The sequence below is a fragment of the Roseivivax isoporae LMG 25204 genome, from assembly GCF_000521865.1.
GTDB lineage: Bacteria > Pseudomonadota > Alphaproteobacteria > Rhodobacterales > Rhodobacteraceae > Roseivivax > Roseivivax isoporae.
The window spans coordinates 73,751-91,396 of the sequence record NZ_JAME01000005.1 but is presented as its reverse complement, the minus strand read 5'-3'; the positions used below and the strand labels follow the sequence as shown (position 1 = coordinate 91,396).

17 protein-coding genes are annotated in these 17,646 nt (G+C 71.8%); 15 read left to right on the top strand and 2 right to left on the bottom strand.

The window, feature by feature from the left end:
* The first annotated feature begins 102 nt into the window (after positions 1-102).
* Genes hisS through hisG form a run of 3 tightly spaced genes read left to right on the top strand, consistent with a single transcriptional unit; the run spans position 103 to position 3,358 of the window.
* Positions 103-1,587: a histidine--tRNA ligase gene (gene hisS / locus RISW2_RS04460; RefSeq protein ID WP_043767193.1), complete on the top strand. Its 1,485-nt coding sequence runs from the start codon at positions 103-105 to the stop codon at positions 1,585-1,587.
* Positions 1,584-2,669 carry an ATP phosphoribosyltransferase regulatory subunit gene (locus RISW2_RS04455; RefSeq protein ID WP_043767190.1) on the top strand — a complete coding sequence of 362 codons (1,086 nt, stop codon included), beginning with the start codon at positions 1,584-1,586 and terminating at the stop codon, positions 2,667-2,669. The genes hisS and RISW2_RS04455 overlap by 4 nt, the downstream gene beginning before the upstream one ends.
* The gene (gene hisG, locus RISW2_RS04450) at positions 2,666-3,358 is read left to right on the top strand and encodes an ATP phosphoribosyltransferase (protein ID WP_043767188.1); all 693 of its coding nucleotides are present in this window, start codon (positions 2,666-2,668) and stop codon (positions 3,356-3,358) included. The genes RISW2_RS04455 and hisG overlap by 4 nt, the downstream gene beginning before the upstream one ends.
* 10 nt (positions 3,359-3,368) lie before the next feature.
* Here hisG and RISW2_RS04445 read toward each other — a convergent pair whose 3' ends face one another.
* Entirely contained in the window at positions 3,369-4,235 is an 867-nt protein-coding gene (locus RISW2_RS04445; protein ID WP_043767187.1) for a glutathione S-transferase, read from the bottom strand.
* A gap of 227 nt (positions 4,236-4,462) precedes the next feature.
* Between RISW2_RS04445 and RISW2_RS04440 the strand changes: the two genes are divergently transcribed.
* From RISW2_RS04440 to RISW2_RS04415, 6 genes are all read left to right on the top strand, one after another.
* On the top strand, positions 4,463-5,341 hold the full coding sequence (locus tag RISW2_RS04440) for an RNA polymerase factor sigma-32 (protein WP_043767185.1): 879 nt from the start codon (positions 4,463-4,465) through the stop codon (positions 5,339-5,341).
* An 80-nt stretch (positions 5,342-5,421) separates the two neighbouring features.
* Complete coding sequence (locus RISW2_RS04435; RefSeq protein ID WP_084615249.1) at positions 5,422-6,153, top strand: ChaN family lipoprotein; 732 nt, start codon at positions 5,422-5,424, stop codon at positions 6,151-6,153.
* A 92-nt stretch (positions 6,154-6,245) separates the two neighbouring features.
* A complete protein-coding gene (coaBC, locus tag RISW2_RS04430; protein ID WP_043767183.1) occupies positions 6,246-7,445 on the top strand; it encodes a bifunctional phosphopantothenoylcysteine decarboxylase/phosphopantothenate--cysteine ligase CoaBC in 1,200 nt (399 codons plus the stop codon).
* Complete coding sequence (gene dut, locus RISW2_RS04425) at positions 7,442-7,903, top strand: dUTP diphosphatase (RefSeq protein ID WP_043767182.1); 462 nt, start codon at positions 7,442-7,444, stop codon at positions 7,901-7,903. Before coaBC ends, dut begins: the two co-directional genes overlap by 4 nt.
* Before the next feature lie 18 nt (positions 7,904-7,921).
* On the top strand, positions 7,922-9,013 hold the full coding sequence (locus tag RISW2_RS04420; protein ID WP_043767180.1) for a HesA/MoeB/ThiF family protein: 1,092 nt from the start codon (positions 7,922-7,924) through the stop codon (positions 9,011-9,013).
* A gap of 14 nt (positions 9,014-9,027) precedes the next feature.
* Positions 9,028-11,049, top strand: coding sequence for a M3 family metallopeptidase (locus RISW2_RS04415; protein ID WP_043767394.1), 2,022 nt, complete (start codon positions 9,028-9,030; stop codon positions 11,047-11,049).
* Between the two features lie 10 nt (positions 11,050-11,059).
* On the opposite strand, the gene RISW2_RS04410 is transcribed toward RISW2_RS04415, so the two are convergent.
* A complete protein-coding gene (locus RISW2_RS04410; RefSeq protein ID WP_043767178.1) occupies positions 11,060-12,043 on the bottom strand; it encodes a TraB/GumN family protein in 984 nt (327 codons plus the stop codon).
* Positions 12,044-12,130: 87 nt separating this feature from the next.
* Between RISW2_RS04410 and RISW2_RS04405 the strand changes: the two genes are divergently transcribed.
* The 6 genes from RISW2_RS04405 (at position 12,131) to RISW2_RS04380 (ending at position 17,643) form a co-directional block, all read left to right on the top strand.
* Positions 12,131-12,802 (top strand): DUF2161 domain-containing phosphodiesterase, encoded by a 672-nt coding sequence (locus RISW2_RS04405; protein WP_043767177.1) that lies wholly within the window; start codon positions 12,131-12,133, stop codon positions 12,800-12,802.
* 208 nt (positions 12,803-13,010) lie between these two features.
* Complete coding sequence (locus RISW2_RS04400) at positions 13,011-13,322, top strand: co-chaperone GroES (RefSeq protein WP_043767175.1); 312 nt, start codon at positions 13,011-13,013, stop codon at positions 13,320-13,322.
* Between the two features lie 57 nt (positions 13,323-13,379).
* Entirely contained in the window at positions 13,380-15,017 is a 1,638-nt protein-coding gene (groL, locus tag RISW2_RS04395) for a chaperonin GroEL (protein ID WP_043767173.1), read from the top strand.
* Between the two features lie 153 nt (positions 15,018-15,170).
* Positions 15,171-15,653: a GNAT family N-acetyltransferase gene (locus tag RISW2_RS04390; RefSeq protein WP_043767172.1), complete on the top strand. Its 483-nt coding sequence runs from the start codon at positions 15,171-15,173 to the stop codon at positions 15,651-15,653.
* Positions 15,653-16,504, top strand: coding sequence for a DMT family transporter (locus tag RISW2_RS04385; RefSeq protein WP_043767170.1), 852 nt, complete (start codon positions 15,653-15,655; stop codon positions 16,502-16,504). The genes RISW2_RS04390 and RISW2_RS04385 overlap by 1 nt, the downstream gene beginning before the upstream one ends.
* On the top strand, positions 16,501-17,643 hold the full coding sequence (locus RISW2_RS04380; RefSeq protein WP_043767168.1) for an alpha-D-ribose 1-methylphosphonate 5-triphosphate diphosphatase: 1,143 nt from the start codon (positions 16,501-16,503) through the stop codon (positions 17,641-17,643). Before RISW2_RS04385 ends, RISW2_RS04380 begins: the two co-directional genes overlap by 4 nt.
* Positions 17,644-17,646 lie beyond the last annotated feature (3 nt).

The window sequence follows — 17,646 nt, the reverse complement described above, 5'->3', positions numbered from 1 at the left end:
CTTACCGCGGGGGCGGGGCGCACGCAACGGCCGCGCCCGCCTTGCCCCGCCCCGGCGGAGCGGCTAAAGGGGCCGCGCATTCCGCCGCAGACGGGTCCGACGATGGCCAAGCCGAAGAAACAGCCCCGGCCGCGTGCCGAGACGCCGAAGGGCTTCCGCGACTATTTCGGCGCGGAGGTGACGCGGCGCGCTGAGATGCTCGCCGTCATCGCGCGGGTCTACCATCGCTACGGCTTCGACGCGCTGGAAAGCTCGGCGGTCGAGACGGTCGAGGCACTGGGCAAGTTCCTGCCCGACGTGGACCGCCCGAACGAGGGCGTCTTTGCCTGGCAGGAGGGCGAGGAGGACGGACGCGGCGACTGGCTGGCGCTGCGCTACGACCTGACCGCGCCGCTCGCGCGGGTCTACGCGCAGCACCGCAACGACCTGCCCACGCCCTATCGCCGCTACGCCATGGGTCCCGTCTGGCGCAACGAGAAGCCCGGACCGGGGCGTTTCCGCCAGTTCTACCAGTGCGACGCGGACACCGTCGGCGCGCCCTCGGTCGCCGCCGATGCCGAGATCTGCGCGATGCTCGCCGACACGCTCGAGGCGGTCGGCATCGCGCGCGGCGACTACGTGATCCGGGTCAACAACCGCAAGGTCCTGAACGGCGTGCTCGAGGCGATGGGCCTCCCGGACGACGCGCAGCGCGACGCGGTCCTGCGGACCATCGACAAGTTCGACAAGGTCGGCGAGGCGGGCGTGCGCGCGCTTCTGGGCAAGGGCCGGCTCGACGCGTCGGGCGCCTATATCGACGGGGTGGGGCTGTCGGACGGTCAGGCGGAGCCGGTGCTCGCCTTCCTGACCTCGAAGGGTGCGGACAATGCCGCGACGCTCTCGAACCTGCGCGGGGCGGTGGGCGCGTCCGCCACCGGGGCCGAAGGGGCGGACGAGCTGGCCGAGATCGCAACGCTGCTCGAGGCGCAGGGCTACGGGCCCGACCGCGTGGTGATCGACCCCTCCGTGGTGCGCGGCCTCGGCTACTATACCGGCCCGGTCTTCGAGGCCGAGCTGACCTTCGAGATCACCGACGAGAAGGGGCGGCCGCGGCAGTTCGGAAGCGTCGCGGGCGGCGGGCGCTACGACGACCTCGTCAAGCGCTTCACGGGACAGGCTGTTCCGGCGACGGGCGTCTCGATCGGGGTCGATCGGCTGCTGGCTGCGCTCGCGGCCAAGGGGCAGGCGGGCGCCGAGGCGCAGGGCCCGGTGGTGGTGACGGTCATGGATCGCGCCCGCATGGCCGACTACCAGGCGATGGTGGGCGAACTGCGCGCCGCGGGCATCCGCGCCGAGGTCTACCTCGGCAATCCCAAGAACTTCGGCAACCAGCTGAAATACGCCGACCGGCGGGGATCCCCCGCGGCGGTGATCGCGGGCGAGGACGAGTTCCAGCGCGGCATGGTCCAGGTCAAGGACCTGATCCTCGGCGCGAAGATCGCCGAGAACGCGACGCTCGAGGAGTGGAAGGAACGCCCGAGCCAGGTCGAGGTGCCGCGCGGCGACCTCGTCGCGACCCTCAGAGAGATCCTGGACGGCACGCCATGAGCCGGGCCGAGGCGCGCGCGCTTGCCGCACGCTACGCCGCGGCGTTCGAGGAGGCGGGTGCCATGCCGCTCGACTGCGCGATCCTGCAATCCGCGGGAACGCTGCTCGATCTCTACGGCGAGGACATCCGCGCGCGCGCCTACGTCACGCAGGACCCGGCGCTGGGCGAACGGATGCTGCGGCCGGACTTCACCGTCCCGGTCGTGCAGATGCACATGGAAAACGGCGCCGAGCCCGCGCGCTACACCTATCACGGCGAGGTCTTTCGCCGTCAGGAGGACCGGCCGGAGCGGGCGTCGGAATACCTGCAGGTGGGTTACGAGGTGTTCGACCGCGCGGATCCCGAGGCGGCGGATGCCGAGGTTTTCGCGCTCTTCTCGGACGTCCTCGCGCCCGAAGGGCTGCGCGCGGCCACGGGTGACATCGGCATCCTGACGGCGGCGGTGCAGGCGCTCGACACCTCGGAACGCCGGCGCGCGGCGCTCCTTCGGCACATCTGGCGGCCGCGGCGGTTCAAGGCGCTGATCGACCGCTTTTCCGGGCGCACGCCGGTGCCGCCGACACGTGCGGCGCTGCTCGCCGCCGCCGACCCGATGGCCGCCGCGGGACCCCTGATCGGCCTGCGCGACGCGGACGAGATCCGCGCGCGCATCGCCGCCCTGCGCGAGGACGCTGCGGAACCGCCGCTGTCGGCAGGCCAGGTCGCGCTGATCGACGCGGTGCTCAGGGTGTCCGAGACCTGCCCTTTCGCGCTCGAGCGGCTGCGTGACATCTCGATGGACCTGCCGGGCATGGACGCGGCCGTCGACCGCTTCGCCCGGCGCTGCGACCGGCTCGAGGCGCGCGGCATCGATGTGGCGGCGCTCGATTTCGAGGCCTCCTACGGGCGCACGTCCATGGAATATTACGACGGCTTCGTCTTCGGCTTCTACGCCGAGGCGCGGCCCGACCTGCCGGCGGTGGCCACGGGCGGGCGCTACGACGCCCTGACCGCGCGTCTCGGCGACGGGGCGAGCATCCCGGCAGTGGGCGGCGTTATCCGGCCCGACGTCCTCCTGGCGGTGCGGGAGGGCGCGGCATGAGCGTGAAGCTGGGCGTGCCCTCGAAGGGCCGGCTGATGGAAAAGACCTTCGACTGGTTCGGCGCGCGGGGCGTGTCGCTATCACGCACCGGGTCGGACCGCGAATATGCCGGCCGGGTCGACGGCGTCGAGGGCGTGTCGCTCGTCCTGCTGTCGGCGGGCGAGATCCCGCGAGAGCTGGCGGCGGGGCGCATCCATCTCGGCGTCACCGGCACGGACCTCGTGCAGGAAAAGCTCGTCCAGTGGGACCAGAAGGTCGAGCCGCTGGCAGAGCTGGGCTTCGGCCATGCGGACCTGATCGTGGCGGTGCCCATGGCCTGGGTCGATGTCGACACGCTCGACGATCTCGACGCGGCGGCGGCGGCGTTCCGGGCGCGGCACGGCCACCGGCTCCGGATCGCGACCAAGTATCACCGGCTGGTGCGCGACTACCTGCGGATGGGCGGCGTCGCCGACTACCAGCTCGTGGACAGCCAGGGCGCGACCGAGGGCACCGTGAAGAACCTGACCGCCGAGGCCATCGCCGACATCACCTCGACGGGCGAGACGCTGCGCGCGAACCACCTCAAGGTGCTGGACGAGCCGCCGGTCCTGCGCAGCCAGGCGACGCTCTACCGCGCGCGCGGCGCGGCGCGGGACGAGGCGACGCGCGCGGCACTCTCGGCACTGGTGGCGCGGCTCGGCCTCTGATCCCCGGCGCTCAGCGCAGGAGCGCCGCGACCTCCGGCCAGGCCTCGGGATCGGCCACCGCCTTGTCGCGCGCGACGGCGTCGGCGAAGCCCAGGGTGCGCCCCCCGATCTCGGCCAGATGCACGGGCGCGGCCCCGGTGAACGGGCAGGCGGCGTTCTCGGGCGTGCCCTCCGCCAGCGCGTGTGCCGGGAGCGGGGCGGGTCCCGGCCAGTCCACCAGCGGCAGGTCGCGGTCGTAGGGCGAGGCCGCGCGCGTCTCCGCCATCGCCATGGCGCGCCATTGCCGGAACGGCGCGTGCGCAAGATGCGCGGCGACGTAGGCCGCGGCCTCCCCTCCCACAGGCAGGCCGTAGGTGGCGATGCGCGTGGCCACGGGCGCGAAGAACGCGTCGGCCAGCGAGTATGCGCCGCAGAGCCAAGGGCCGTTCCCGCCGAACCGCGCGCGCGCCGCGGACCAGATCAGGTCGAGCCGCGCGAGATCGGCCAGCACCCCCTCGGGCGGCTCGAACCCCGCGTAGGCGCGCGAGACGTCCATGGGACAGGCGCCCCGCAAGGCGCCGAAGCCCGCATGCATCTCGGACACGAGCCAGCGCGCCCGCATCCGCGCGGCCGGGTCCCGGGGCCAGTGCCCGGCCTCGGGGTGCCGCTCGGCCATGGTCTCGGCGATGGCCAGCGTCTCGCCCAGCGGCTCGCCCTCCGCCGTCAGGAGAGCGGGCACGAGGCGGGCCGGCGCCACCGGGGCGAGCCCCGCGGCGATGTCGCCGTCGTAGATGCGTACCGGCACCAGCTCGACCGGCAGGCCGAAGGCGGCGAAAATCAGCCAGCCGCGCAGCGACCAGCTCGAATAGGTAAAATCCCCGACAAAAAGCCTGTCCATGACGCCCCTTCCGGCATGCGATCGTCGACGATCCTAAGTGCTTTCCCGTGCGGAAATAAATCGCGATTGGTGCGCCGGGCCATCGCGGGCCCTTATGTTTTTCTGGCGAAAAGTCGAGGCTGGCCGAAATTTTTATGCAACCCCGGGTGATCCACAGGCGTTCAAGCACCGTAGAGAGGTACGAGGGCCAAACACGAAGACCAGCGTACCTGACACGGGGAGCGATTATGGCACTTGAGACTTTCAACGACCAAAGCCTGTCCCGCCGGGCCATGAAGGCCGAGCTTCTGGATGCCGAAACCGAACTCAAACTGGCCTATGCCTGGCGCGATGATCGCGACGAGGCAGCGCTCCACCGGCTGATCACCGCCTACATGCGGCTCGCCATCTCGATGGCGTCCAAGTTCAAGCGTTACGGCGCGCCCATGAACGACCTGATCCAGGAGGCCGGGCTCGGCCTCATGAAGGCGGCCGACAAGTTCGATCCCGACCGCGGGGTCCGCTTCTCGACCTATGCGGTCTGGTGGATCAAGGCGTCGATCCAGGACTACGTGATGCGCAACTGGTCGATGGTGCGGACCGGGTCCACGTCCTCGCAGAAATCGCTCTTCTTCAACATGCGCCGCGTCCAGGCGCGGCTGGAACGCGAAGCCGCGGCATCGGGCCAGTCGCTCGACCGTCACCAGCTGCGCCAGCTCATCTCGACCGAGATCGGCGTGCCGCTGCACGACGTCGAGATGATGGAGGGCCGGCTGTCGGGGTCCGACTATTCGCTGAACGCGACCCAGTCGGTCGAGGACGAGGGCCGCGAGTGGATCGACGCCCTCGAGGACGAGGGCGCGCAGGCCTCCGAACTGGTCGAGAACAGCCACGACACCGCGCAATTGCGGGAATGGCTGCTGGCGGCCATGGCGGCGCTCAACGACCGCGAGAGGTTCATCGTGCGCGAGCGCAAGCTGCGCGACGACGCCCGCACCCTCGAGAGCCTCGGCAACGAGCTCGGGCTGTCGAAGGAGCGCGTGCGCCAGCTCGAGGCGGCGGCCTTCACCAAGATGCGCAAGTCGCTCGAATCGCAGTCGCGCGAGGTGCACGCATTCCTGTCCTGAGAGCGCTCGCCGCCGTTCTGCTCTGCGCCCCCGCGGCTTTCGCCGACGGGGGCGAACTGCATCCGGCCGAGACCCTGCGCATGCTCGAAGACGCCCGGATCGTGTTCCTGGGCGAACAGCACGACAATCCCGCGCACCATGCCCGGCAGGCGGAACTGGTGGCGGACCTTGCGCCCGCGGCACTCGTCTTCGAGATGCTGACCGAGGCGCAGGCGGGCGCGGTCACGCCGGCCCTCGTCGCGGACCGCGCCGCGCTCGAGGCGGCGCTCGGCTGGGCCGACAGCGGCTGGCCGGACTTCGCGATGTACCATCCCATCTTTGCCGCGGCTCCCGGCGCCGCGGTCTACGGCGCGGCGCTGCCCCGTGCCGAGGCGCGGCAGGTGATGGAAGGTGCGGCCGCCGACGTGTTCGGCGCGGAGGCGGACCGCTACGGCCTGACCGTGCCCCTGCCCGCCGACCAGCAGGAGGCGCGCGAGGCGCTGCAGGCCGCCGCCCATTGCGACGTCCTGCCGGTCGAGATGCTGCCCGGCATGGTGGAGGTCCAGCGCTTGCGCGACGCCTTCCTCGCGCGCGCCGCGCTTGCGGCGCTGGACGAGACCGGCGGTCCGGTCGTCGTCATCACCGGCAACGGCCACGCGCGCCGCGACTGGGGCGCGCCCGCGTTCCTCGCGCGCGTCGCACCCGACGTTCCCGTGGCGACGCTCGGGCAGGGCGAGGCCTCGCACGGCGCGCCCAAGGGCGGGTTCGACGCGGTCGAGATCGGCCCGGACGTGGACCGCGGCGACCCCTGCGACAGCTTCGCCACCCGCTGAGGGGGCTGCTTGTCCTCCCCCGGCGCGCGGCCTAGGCTCTGGTCCGACAGGGCCGCGGCGCAGGTGCGCGGCCGAGGTACGGACGGCAGGTCATGCTGGCGGGCAAGCGCATCCTTCTGATCATCGGCGGCGGCATCGCCGCCTACAAGGCGCTGGAGCTGATCCGGCGGCTGCGCGAGCGCGGCGTCGCGGTGACCCCGGTCATGACGCGCGCGGCGGCGGAATTCGTGACGCCCCTGTCGGTGGCGGCGCTGGCGGGCGAGGAGGTGCATGCCGATCTCTTCGACCTCACCAAGGAGGCCCGGATGGGCCACATCCAGCTGTCGCGGGTTGCCGACCTCGTCGTGGTCGCGCCCGCGACGGCGGACCTGATGGCGAAGATGGCGCAGGGCCATGCGGACGACCTCGCCTCGACGCTGCTCATGGCGACCGACACGCCGGTGCTGGTCGCGCCCGCGATGAACGTGCGGATGTGGACGCATCCCGCGACGCGGCGCAACGCTGACACGCTCCGGGCGGACGGCGTGCGGGTCGTGGGGCCCAACGACGGCGACATGGCGTGCGGCGAGTTCGGGCCGGGCCGCATGGCCGAGCCGGCCGAGATCGTCGCGGCGATCGAGGGCGCGCTTGGCGGCGGCAGGCTGTCGGGGCGGCGGATCGTGATGACCTCGGGCCCGACGCACGAGCCGATCGACCCCGTGCGCTACATCGCCAACCGGTCCTCGGGCGCGCAGGGCAACGCCATCGGCCGCGCCCTCGCCGATCTTGGCGCCGAGGTGGTGTTCGTGACCGGGCCCGCCGCCGTGCCGCCGCCCTTGGGTGTGCAGGTGCACCGGGTCGAGACCGCGCGCGAGATGCGTGCCGCCGTCCTCGCGGCGCTGCCGGCGGACGCGGCGATCTTTGCCGCGGCGGTCGCCGACTGGCGCGTGACGCACGAGAGCGCGTCGAAGCTCAAGAAGACAGCGGGCACCCTGCCGGCGCTGGCCTTCGAGGAAAACCCGGACATCCTGGCCGAGATCGCGCAGCTCGACTCGGGGCGCCCGCGCCTCGTCGTCGGCTTTGCCGCCGAGACCGACGACGTCATCGCCAACGCGACGGCCAAGCGCGCGCGCAAGGGCTGCGACTGGATCCTCGCCAACGACGTGTCGCCCGCGACCGGCATCATGGGCGGGACCGAGAACGCCGTGACGCTGATCACCGCAGAGGGATCCGAGACCTGGGACCGCGCCGGCAAGGACGCCGTGGCCGCGCGCCTCGCGCACCGCCTCGCCGACGCGCTGGAGGCGGAATGACCCCCGTGACTGTCGCCTTCGCGTGGGAGGAGGACGCGGACCGCGCGTTGGGCCTGCCCGCCTATGCGAGCGCGGGCGCCGCGGGCGCGGACCTGCGCGCGAACTTCGCCGACCGGGGCGGCATCGACCTCTCCCCCGGCGCGCGGGCACTGGTGCCGACCGGCCTCAGGCTCGCCATCCCCGACGGCTACGAGGTGCAGCTGCGCGCGCGGTCGGGGCTCGCGCTGCGGCACGGGATCATGCTGCCCAACGCGCCTGCGACGATCGACAGCGACTACCGCGGTCCGCTCGGCGTGATCGTCATGAACTCGGGCGACGCGGCGTTCCGCATCGACCACGGCGACCGGATCGCGCAGCTCGTGGTGGCGCCGGTGGTGCGCGCGGCCTTCGCCGAGGTTGCCACGCTCGACGACACCGCGCGCGGCGCGGGCGGCTTCGGGTCCACCGGCCGGTCCTGACAGGAAAGGGGAGCGCGCATGATCCTCGTGCTGCTCATCGCGGCGACGCTCTGGGGGCTCGGCCACCTGATGGGGGCCCCGCGGGCCGCGCGCGCCTACATGCTGGGGCTTCTCTTCGTGGCCGTGCTCATGCTGCAGGTGGTGCTGCCCGCGGGCCACCCGCTGCGCGAGGCCACGGGCGGCAGCGCCGCGCTCTGGCTGGTGCTGGCGGGTCTCGTGGCACTGGTGCTGGCCTACCGGGCGGCCCTCGGACGCGTGCGGCGCCGCGCGGAGCGGAACGAGGCGGCCGTGGCCCGGGAACGGGCCGACGCGGCGCCGACCGCGGCCCCCGGATCCCTGAGCGACACCGAGCTCGAACGCTATGCCCGCCACATCGTCCTGCGCGAGATCGGCGGACCGGGGCAGAAGGCCCTGCGCGAGGGCCGCGTGCTGGTGATCGGTGCGGGCGGGCTCGGCGCGCCGGCGCTGCAATACCTCGCGGCCTGCGGCACGGGCACGATCGGCGTGATCGACGACGACGTGGTGGACAACGCGAACCTGCAGCGGCAGGTGATCCACCGCGACGCCGATATCGGCATGCCCAAGGTGTTCTCGGCCGAGGCGGCGATGCGCGCGCAGAACCCCTTCGTCACCGTGCGGCCCTACAACCGGCGCCTGACCGACGACATCGCGGCCGATCTCTTCGCCGATTTCGACGTGATCCTCGACGGTTCGGACAACTTCGCCACGCGCTACGCCGCGAACGCCGCCGCGGTGGCGACCGGAAAGCCGCTCGTGTCGGGCGCGCTCAGCCAGTGGGAGGGGCAGCTGTCGGTGTTCGATCCCGCGCGGGGTGCGCCCTGCTATGCCTGCATCTTCCCGGAGGCGCCCGCCGCGGGCCTCGCGCCGTCCTGTGCCGAGGCGGGGGTCCTCGGGCCGCTGCCCGGCGTCGTGGGGTCGATGATGGCGGTCGAGGCGGTCAAGGTCCTGACCGGCGCGGGACAGGCGCTGCGCGGGCAGATGATGATCTACGACGCGCTCTGGGGCGAGACGCGGACCATCGCGCTCGCCCGCAGGGAAGGTTGTCCGGTCTGCGGCGGGCACGCGCCCGCGCCGCGGTCGGACCAGTGATGGAGACGCGAGAGATGACCAATCCGCTTCTGGCGCCGTGGGACACGCCGTTCGGCCTGCCGCCCTTCGACGCCATCGACGACGCGCATTTCGCGCCCGCCTTCGAGGCCGCGCGCGCCGAGCACCTGGCCGAGATCGAGGCGATCGCGCGGAACCCAGCGCCCGCCGATTTCGAGAACACCATCGTCGCGCTCGAGGGCGCGGGCCGGGCGCTCGACCGCGTCCTGTCGGTGTTCTTCTCGCTTGCCGGGGCGCACACCAACGACCGCCGGCAGGCGCTGCAGCGAGAGTTCTCGCCCAAGCTCGCCGACCATTCCTCGGCGATCTTCGCGAACCGCGCGCTCTTCGACCGCATCCGGACGCTGTGGGAGGCCCGCGCCGACCTCGACCTGTCGAAAGAGGAGGCGCGCGTCCTGATGCTGACGCACCGGTCGTTCGTCCGGGCAGGCGCGGCGCTCGAGGGGGCGGAGGCTGAACGCATGCGCGCGATCAAGTCGCGCCTGTCGGTCCTCGGCACGCAGTTCACCCAGAACCTGCTCGCCGACGAGGCCGGCTGGCAGATGGACCTCGCAGAGGCCGATCTCGAGGGGCTGCCCGATTTCCTCGCCGATGCGGCCCGCGCGGCGGGCGAGGAGCGCGGTGCCGGCGGTCCCGTGGTGACGCTGTCGCGGTCGCTGATCGTGCCGTTCCTGCAGTTCTCGCCGCGCCGGGACCTGCGGGAGCGGGCGTGGCGGGCCTGGACCGCGCGTGGGGCGAATGGCGGCGAGACCGACAACCGTGCCATCGCGGGCGAGGTGCTGGAACTCCGCGCGGAGCGCGCGCAGCTCCTCGGATACGCGAATTTCGCCGCCTACAAGCTCGAGACCGAGATGGCGGGCAGCCCGGACCGGGTGCGCGACCTCCTGATGGACGTCTGGACACCGGCGCGCGCCCGCGCGCTTGAGGATGCCGCGGCGCTCGAGGCGCGGATGCAGGCGGACGGGGTGAACGGCCCGCTCATGCCGTGGGACTGGCACTACTATTCCGAGGCGCGTCGGCGCGAGGAGCAGGATCTCGACGAGACGGCGCTGAAGCCGTACCTGCAGCTCGACCGCATGATCGAGGCGGCGATGGATTGCGCGCACCGGCTGTTCGGGCTCGACTTCGCGCCGCTCGACGTGGCGCTCTACCACCCCGATTGCCGCGCGTGGGAGGTGATGCGAGACGGCGCGCATGTGGGCGTCTTCATCGGCGACTACTTTGCCCGGGCGTCGAAGCGGTCGGGCGCGTGGTGCTCGGCGCTCCGCAGCCAGGCGCGGCGACCCGAGGCGCGCTCGCCCGTGACCGTGAACGTCTGCAACTTCTCGAAACCGCCGGCGGGGCAGGCGGCGCTCCTGTCCTACGACGACGCGCGCACGCTCTTCCACGAGTTCGGGCACGCGCTGCACAACCTCCTGTCCGACGTGGACTTCGCGTCGGTGGCGGGCACCAGCGTCGCCCGCGACTTCGTCGAGCTGCCGTCCCAGCTCTTCGAGCACTGGCTCGAGGTGCCGGAGGTGCTGCGGCGGCATGCGACGCACGTGCAGACCGGCGAGCCCATGCCGCCCGCGATGCTGGAGCGGGTGCTCGCGGCCGCGACCTTCGACCAGGGATTCCAGACGGTGGAATACGTGGCCTCGGCGCTGGTCGACCTCGAGTTCCACGACGGCCCGCCGCCCGCCGATCCGATGGCGCGGCAGGCCGAGGTGCTGGCCTCGATCGGCATGCCCGAGGCGATCGCCATGCGCCACGCCACGCCGCATTTCGCCCATGTCTTCGCCGGCGACGGCTATTCCTCGGGCTATTACAGCTACATGTGGTCCGAGGTCATGGATGCCGACGCCTTCGCCGCGTTCGAGGAGGCGGGCAACGCCTTCGATCCCGAGGTGGCGCGGCGGCTCTCCGACAATGTGCTGTCGCGCGGCGGCTCGGCCGAGGCGGAGGACCTCTACACCGCGTTCCGCGGGCGGATGCCGGGCATCGAGGCGCTGTTGCGCGGGCGCGGCCTCGCGGCCTGAACGGGGCGCGTCAGAACGGCGCCCGCTCCAGCGTGAAGCCCTCGTCCGCGAGCATGCGGGCGAGGCCGTCGGCGCCCTGCAGATGCGCGGCGCCGGCGGCGACCACGATCGGATCGGACCCCGCGGCGGCAAGGATCACCGGCAGCCAGTCGCGGTTGCGGCGCACGAGCAGGGTCGCCTCCATCTGGTCGAAGGCGGTGTCGGCGATGCTGGGCGGCAGCGGCGACATGCGGCGCGACAGGATGCGCGTGGCCTCCCAGCTCTCGGCGGGCTTCTCGTCGAAATAGGCGGCGAGGAGCGTCGCGAACATGTCCTCGCTGTCCTCGGGGTCGATCAGCGAGGATTCGAGCATGCGCACCTGCGTGGCCAGCGAGGCGCTGCCGAAGAGCCGGAAGATCGTGTCGAAATCCTCGAGCGGCGCCATCGGCACGCCGGCCTCCTCTGCCGCCGCCTGCAGCTGCGCGTCGAGCCCGTTGCCGTCGCGCAGGCCCGCGACCGCGCAGGGCGGCAGGGCGAGGATGGTCGAGAGATACCAGGGCTTCATCTTGGCCGCGACGATCGCCGGGATGCCGCGCGCCTCGGCGGCCGCGGCGAGCGTCTGCCAGCTGTCCTCGTCCATCAGCTCCGGCAGCGAGGTGTCCTCGAGCACGAGAAGGTCCGGGTCGTCGCCGATCCGCGCCTCGAGTTCCGCGCGGTCGCGCGGCGTCATCTCGAGCAGGAGCTTTCCCGCCCTCTCGACGATCGGGCGCAGCGTCTCGGCCACGCTCTCGAGCCGCGGATCGGGAAGATGCACGGTGCCCACGAGGTGGATGACCGTGTCGTCGCGCCGCGCGATCCAGTGGTTGCCCTCGGCATAGGGCGTGTCCGCCAGCACCTCGTCGAGTTCGGCGCGTTCGGCCGCGTTCATGGTGGCGCGGAGGTCGCGGCCGGCACATTCGGAAAGGGCCGGGACCGCCGACAGGGCAAGGACGACGAGAGAGGCGATGAGGCGCATGGGGGGAGGCTTTCCGCGTTGCGGGATCGCACCGGAGGGTAGGGGACCGGCTTGCCAAGCTCAAGCGCCGGGGCGAAAAGCGCGGCCATGACCCGCGAAAGCGACCTCTATCTGCCCGTCAAGGCGCTGTTCGAGCGGCAGGGCTACGTCGTGAAGGGCGAGGTGGGCGCGGCGGATCTCGTGGCGCGGCGCGGCGACGAGCCGCCCGTGGTGGTCGAGCTGAAGCTCGTGCCGTCGCTCAGGCTCTACCTGCAGGCGGTGGCGCGGCTGTCGGTCGCCGATCACGTCTACGTCGCCATTCTGCGGCCCGGAGGACGCAGCGGGCGTCGGCGGCTGACCGAGAACCTGCATCTCTGCCGGCGGATCGGGCTCGGCCTGATCGTCGTCGATGCTGAGGGGAGGCCCGAGGTGCTCTGCGATCCGGGGGCGGGCGCCCCGCGGCGCAATGCGCGCGGTGCCGCCCGGCTCCTGCGGGAATTCGAGACGCTGCGGGGCGATCCGAACGCCGGGGGCGCCACGCGGCGCGGCATCGTCACCGCCTACCGGCAGGACGCGCTTGCCTGTGCCGCGCACCTGGCGGAGACCGGCACCGCCAGTCCCCGGGACGTCCGCGCCGCGACGGGCATCGCCCGCGCGGGCGGCATCCTGTCCGACAACCATTACGGCTGGTTCGAGCGCGTCAGCCGCGGGGTCTACGCGCTGACCGATGCGGGACATGCGGGGCTCGCCGACTGGACCGCGCGCGCCGGGGTCCGCTGATCCGGCAGCGGTCGGCAGGTCGTTGCCGGGATGTGGCGCCTCGGGTCGCAAGACGGCACGGCAGCCCCCAGATTTACCCCACAAGAGCGTTGACAGCCGCGTGAGCTTTTCCTAAATCCCGAGCGTTAGCACTCGACCAAGGTGAGTGCTAACGTGTCCGCCCGATGGGGGGACATCGACGGAACACTTTGAGCTAGGAGACTCGAAGATGGCATTCAAACCGCTTCATGACCGCGTCCTGGTCCGCCGCGTCGAGAGTGACGAGAAGACCAAGGGCGGTCTGATCATTCCCGACAGCGCGAAGGAAAAGCCGGCTGAGGGCGTGGTCGTTGCGTGTGGCGATGGCGCGCGCAAGGATTCGGGCGAGCTGATCGACATGGCCGTGAAGGCCGGTGATCGCATCCTCTTCGGCAAGTGGTCGGGCACGGAAGTGACGATCGACGGCGAAGAGCTGCTGATCATGAAGGAATCCGACATCCTCGGCATCATCGAGGACGCGAAGGCCGCAAAGGCCGCCTGAGCGCCGCCGCCTTCCCGATCATCCCGAAATTTTTCCTGAAGCAGGAGTGAATAGACTATGGCTGCCAAGGACGTGAAATTCGATACCGACGCCCGCAACCGCATGCTGCGCGGCGTCAACATCCTCGCCGACGCCGTCAAGGTGACGCTGGGCCCCAAGGGCCGCAACGTCGTCCTCGACAAGTCGTTCGGCGCCCCCCGCATCACCAAGGACGGTGTGTCGGTGGCCAAGGAAATCGAGCTTGAGGACAAGTTCGAGAACATGGGCGCCCAGATGGTGAAGGAAGTCGCTTCCCGCACCAACGACGAGGCGGGTGACGGCACCACCACCGCGACCGTGCTCGCACAGGCGATCGTCCGCGAGGGCGTCAAGGCCGTGTCCGCCGGCATGAACCCGATGGACCTCAAGCGCGGCATCGACCTCGCGACCTCGAAGGTCGTCGAGCAGATCAAGTCGGCATCGCGCAAGGTCGAGAACTCCGACGAGGTCGCACAGGTCGGCACCATCTCGGCGAACGGCGAAGCGTCGATCGGCAAGATGATCGCCGAGGCGATGCAGAAGGTCGGCAACGAGGGTGTCATCACCGTCGAAGAGAACAAGGGCATGGAGACCGACGTCGAAGTCGTCGAGGGCATGCAGTTCGATCGCGGCTACCTCTCGCCCTACTTCGTGACCAACTCCGAGAAGATGATCGCGGAACTCGACGACTGCATGATCCTTCTCCACGAGAAGAAACTGTCGTCGCTGCAGCCGATGGTTCCGCTGCTCGAGCAGGTGATCCAGTCGCAGAAGCCGCTCCTCATCATCGCCGAGGACGTGGAAGGCGAAGCGCTCGCCACCCTCGTGGTGAACAAGCTGCGCGGCGGCCTCAAGATCGCGGCCGTGAAGGCACCGGGCTTCGGTGACCGTCGCAAGGCCATGCTGCAGGACATCGCGATCCTGACCGGCGGCCAGGTGATCTCCGAGGACCTCGGCATGAAGCTCGAGAACGTCGGCATGGAAATGCTGGGTTCCGCGAAGCGCGTGTCGATCACCAAGGACGAGACCACCATCGTCGACGGTGCCGGCGAGAAGTCCGAGATCGAGGCACGGGTCAGCCAGATTCGTACCCAGATCGAGGAAACCACGTCGGACTACGACCGCGAGAAGCTGCAGGAGCGTGTTGCCAAGCTCGCAGGCGGCGTCGCGGTGATCCGCGTCGGCGGTGCGACCGAGGTCGAGGTGAAGGAGCGCAAGGACCGCGTCGACGACGCGCTCAACGCGACCCGCGCCGCGGTCCAGGAAGGCATCGTGGTCGGCGGCGGCGTCAGCCTCGTCCAGGGCGCGAAGTCGCTCGAAGGCCTGACCGGCGAGAACTCGGACCAGACCGCGGGCATCGCGATCGTGCGCCGGGCGCTCGAAGCGCCGCTGCGCCAGATCGCCGAGAACGCGGGCGTCGACGGCTCGGTCGTCGCGGGCAAGATCCGCGAATCCTCCGACCTCAAGTTCGGCTACAACGCGCAGACCGACGAATATGGCGACATGTTCAAGTTCGGCGTCATCGACCCGGCGAAGGTCGTGCGCACCGCGCTCGAGGACGCATCCTCGATCGCCGGCCTGCTCATCACCACCGAGGCGATGGTGGCCGAAAAGCCGAAGAAGGAAGAAGCCGGCGGCGGCATGCCCGACATGGGCGGCATGGGCGGCATGATGTAATCATCCGCCTGACCGACGGTCAGACAGGGAACGGCCCGCGCATCCGCGCGGGCCGTTTTCCGTTGCGGGGGCGCGGCGTGCGGGGATGCACCCGGCCACGCCGCGTGCTAGTCCGGCATCGGCCGCGGCCTGCGCGGCAAGAGAGGGAAGCCCATGTTCCAGAGCCGGTTCCTGCGGGAAATGCGCGCGGGCGAGGAGGACGCGGTCGACGCGCTCCTGCGCCGGGCCTTCGGGGGCGCCGACGAGGCGACGCTGGTGCGGCGCCTGCGCCGCGCGGGCGACATCGCGGGCGAATGCGTGGTGCCGGGCGAGACCGCGCCGCTTGCCTATCTCGCGCTGTCGTCCATGCGCGCGCCCTCGGGCTGGCTCTGCCTCGCGCCGGTGGCGGTGGAACCCGACAGCCAGCGGCGGGGCATCGGCCGCCGCGCCGTGGGCCTCGTCACCGCCTGGGCGGTCGCGGCCGGACAGACGGTGGTCGTGCTGGGCGACCCGGCCTTCTACCGCCGCGCGGGGTTCTCGGGCGCGCGGGCACAGGGGCTGGTCTCGCCCTATCCGATCAGCCACACGCTGATCGCGCGGCCGGGCGAGGACACGCCGACCGACACGCTGGTCTACCCTGAGGCATTCGCGGGCTGATGCGCGTCGTCCTGCTGACCGTGCTGACGATGACCGCCTTCGCGGCGAACTCCGTGCTGAACCGCATGGCGCTGGCCGACGGTGCCATCGACGCGGCGACCTTCGGCACCGTCCGGCTGGTCGCGGGCGCGGCGATGCTGGCGATCCTCTGCCTCGTGCTGCGCGGCGGACTGGCGCTGGGCGGGCCGCGGCGCGCCATGGGCGTGCTGTCGCTGCTCGTCTACATCTACGGCTTCTCCGCCGCCTACCTGTCGCTCGACGCGGGCCTCGGGGCGCTGATCCTCTTCGGTGTGGTGCAGATCACCATGTTCGGCGGCGCGCTCGCCGCGGGCGAGGCGCTGCCCGTCCGGCGCTGGACCGGAGCCGCGCTGGCGCTCGGCGGCCTCGCGTGGCTGCTCTGGCCCGGCGCAGGGGCGCAGGTGAGCCTGCCGCACGGCGCGCTGATGGCGGCGGCGGGCGTCGGCTGGGGCGTCTACTCGCTGGCGGGACGCGGCGCGGGCGACCCGCTGGTGACGACGGCCGCGAATTTCCTCCTCGCCGCGCCGCTCGGCCTCGTCGCGGGGCTCCTGATGGCCGGCAGCGGCGGCGGCGTGGCGGTGCCGGACGCCTATGGCGTGGCGCTTGCGATCCTGTCGGGCGCGGTGACATCGGGGCTCGGCTACGCGCTCTGGTACAGCGTGCTGCCGCGGCTCGAGGCCAGCGTTGCGGCCGTGGCGCAGCTGACCGTCCCGGTGATCGCCATGGCGGGCGGGATGCTGTTCCTGGGCGAGGCCCTGACGCCGACCTTCGCGGGCGCCGCGGCGCTGGTGCTGGGCGGCGTCGCGCTGTCGGTCACGGGGCGCCGGAGATGAGGCCGTCCCTGACCCTGACCGGCGCCCGTGTGCTGGGACCCGACGGCTGGACGGACATGCCCGTGCACCTGGCCGGGGGCCGGATCGCGGACGCGCCCGCCGGCCGCAGTGTCGACCTCGACGGCTTCCGCGTGCTTCCCGGAATCGTGGACCTGCACGGCGACGGGTTCGAGCGGCACGTTGCGCCGCGGCGCGGCATCCTCGACGACGTGCGGCCGGGCCTTCTGAACACCGACGCCGAGCTCGCCGCGAACGGCATCACCACCGCCGTCCTTGCCCAGTTCTGGAGCTGGGAGGGCGGCCTGCGCGGCCCGGATTTCGCCGAGCGGGTGATCGCCGGCATCGCCGAGCTGCAGCCCCGGGTGGCGACGGACCTGCGTGTGCAGCTGCGCATCGAGACGCACCTCCTCGACGAACACGCCCGGGCCGAGGCGCTCGTCGCACGGCACGGGATCGGCTACGTGGTCTGGAACGACCATCTCGACCATGCGCGGCTCGCGGCGGGGCGGGCGCCCAGGCAATATACCGGCCAGGCGCTGAAGAGCGGCCGCAGCCCCGAGTCGCATCTGGCGTTCATGCGCGGGCTGCACGCACGCGACGCCGAGGTGCCGGGGGCGGTCGCGGCCCTGTCGGAACGGCTCGTCTCGGCGGGCGTGCGGCTCGGGAGCCACGACGACCGCGACACCGACACCCGCGCCGCGTGGCGTGCCCGCGGTGCCGCCATCGCCGAGTTCCCCGAAACCCGCGTCGCGGCCGAGGCGGCGCGCGCGGCGGGCGACGCGGTGGTCATGGGTGCACCGAACGTGGTGCGGGGCAATTCGCACAAGGGCAACGTGTCGGCGCGCGACCTCGTGGCGGCCGGTCTCTGCGACGCGCTGGCCTCCGACTACCACTACCCCGCGCTCCTCTGGGCGGTGCGGCGGCTGGTGGCGGACGGCGTCCTCGACTGGCAGGCCGCGTGGCGGCTCGTGTCCGAGGGGCCGGCGCGGGTGCTGGGGCTCGCGGACCGGGGTCGGATCGCGCCGGGCCTGCGCGCCGACCTCGTCGTGCTCGACTCGGACGACCGGATCGGCGCGACGATCGCGGGCGGCGTCGTCAGCCACATGCAGGGCGCCGTCGCGGCGCGCTTCCTCGCCTGAGAG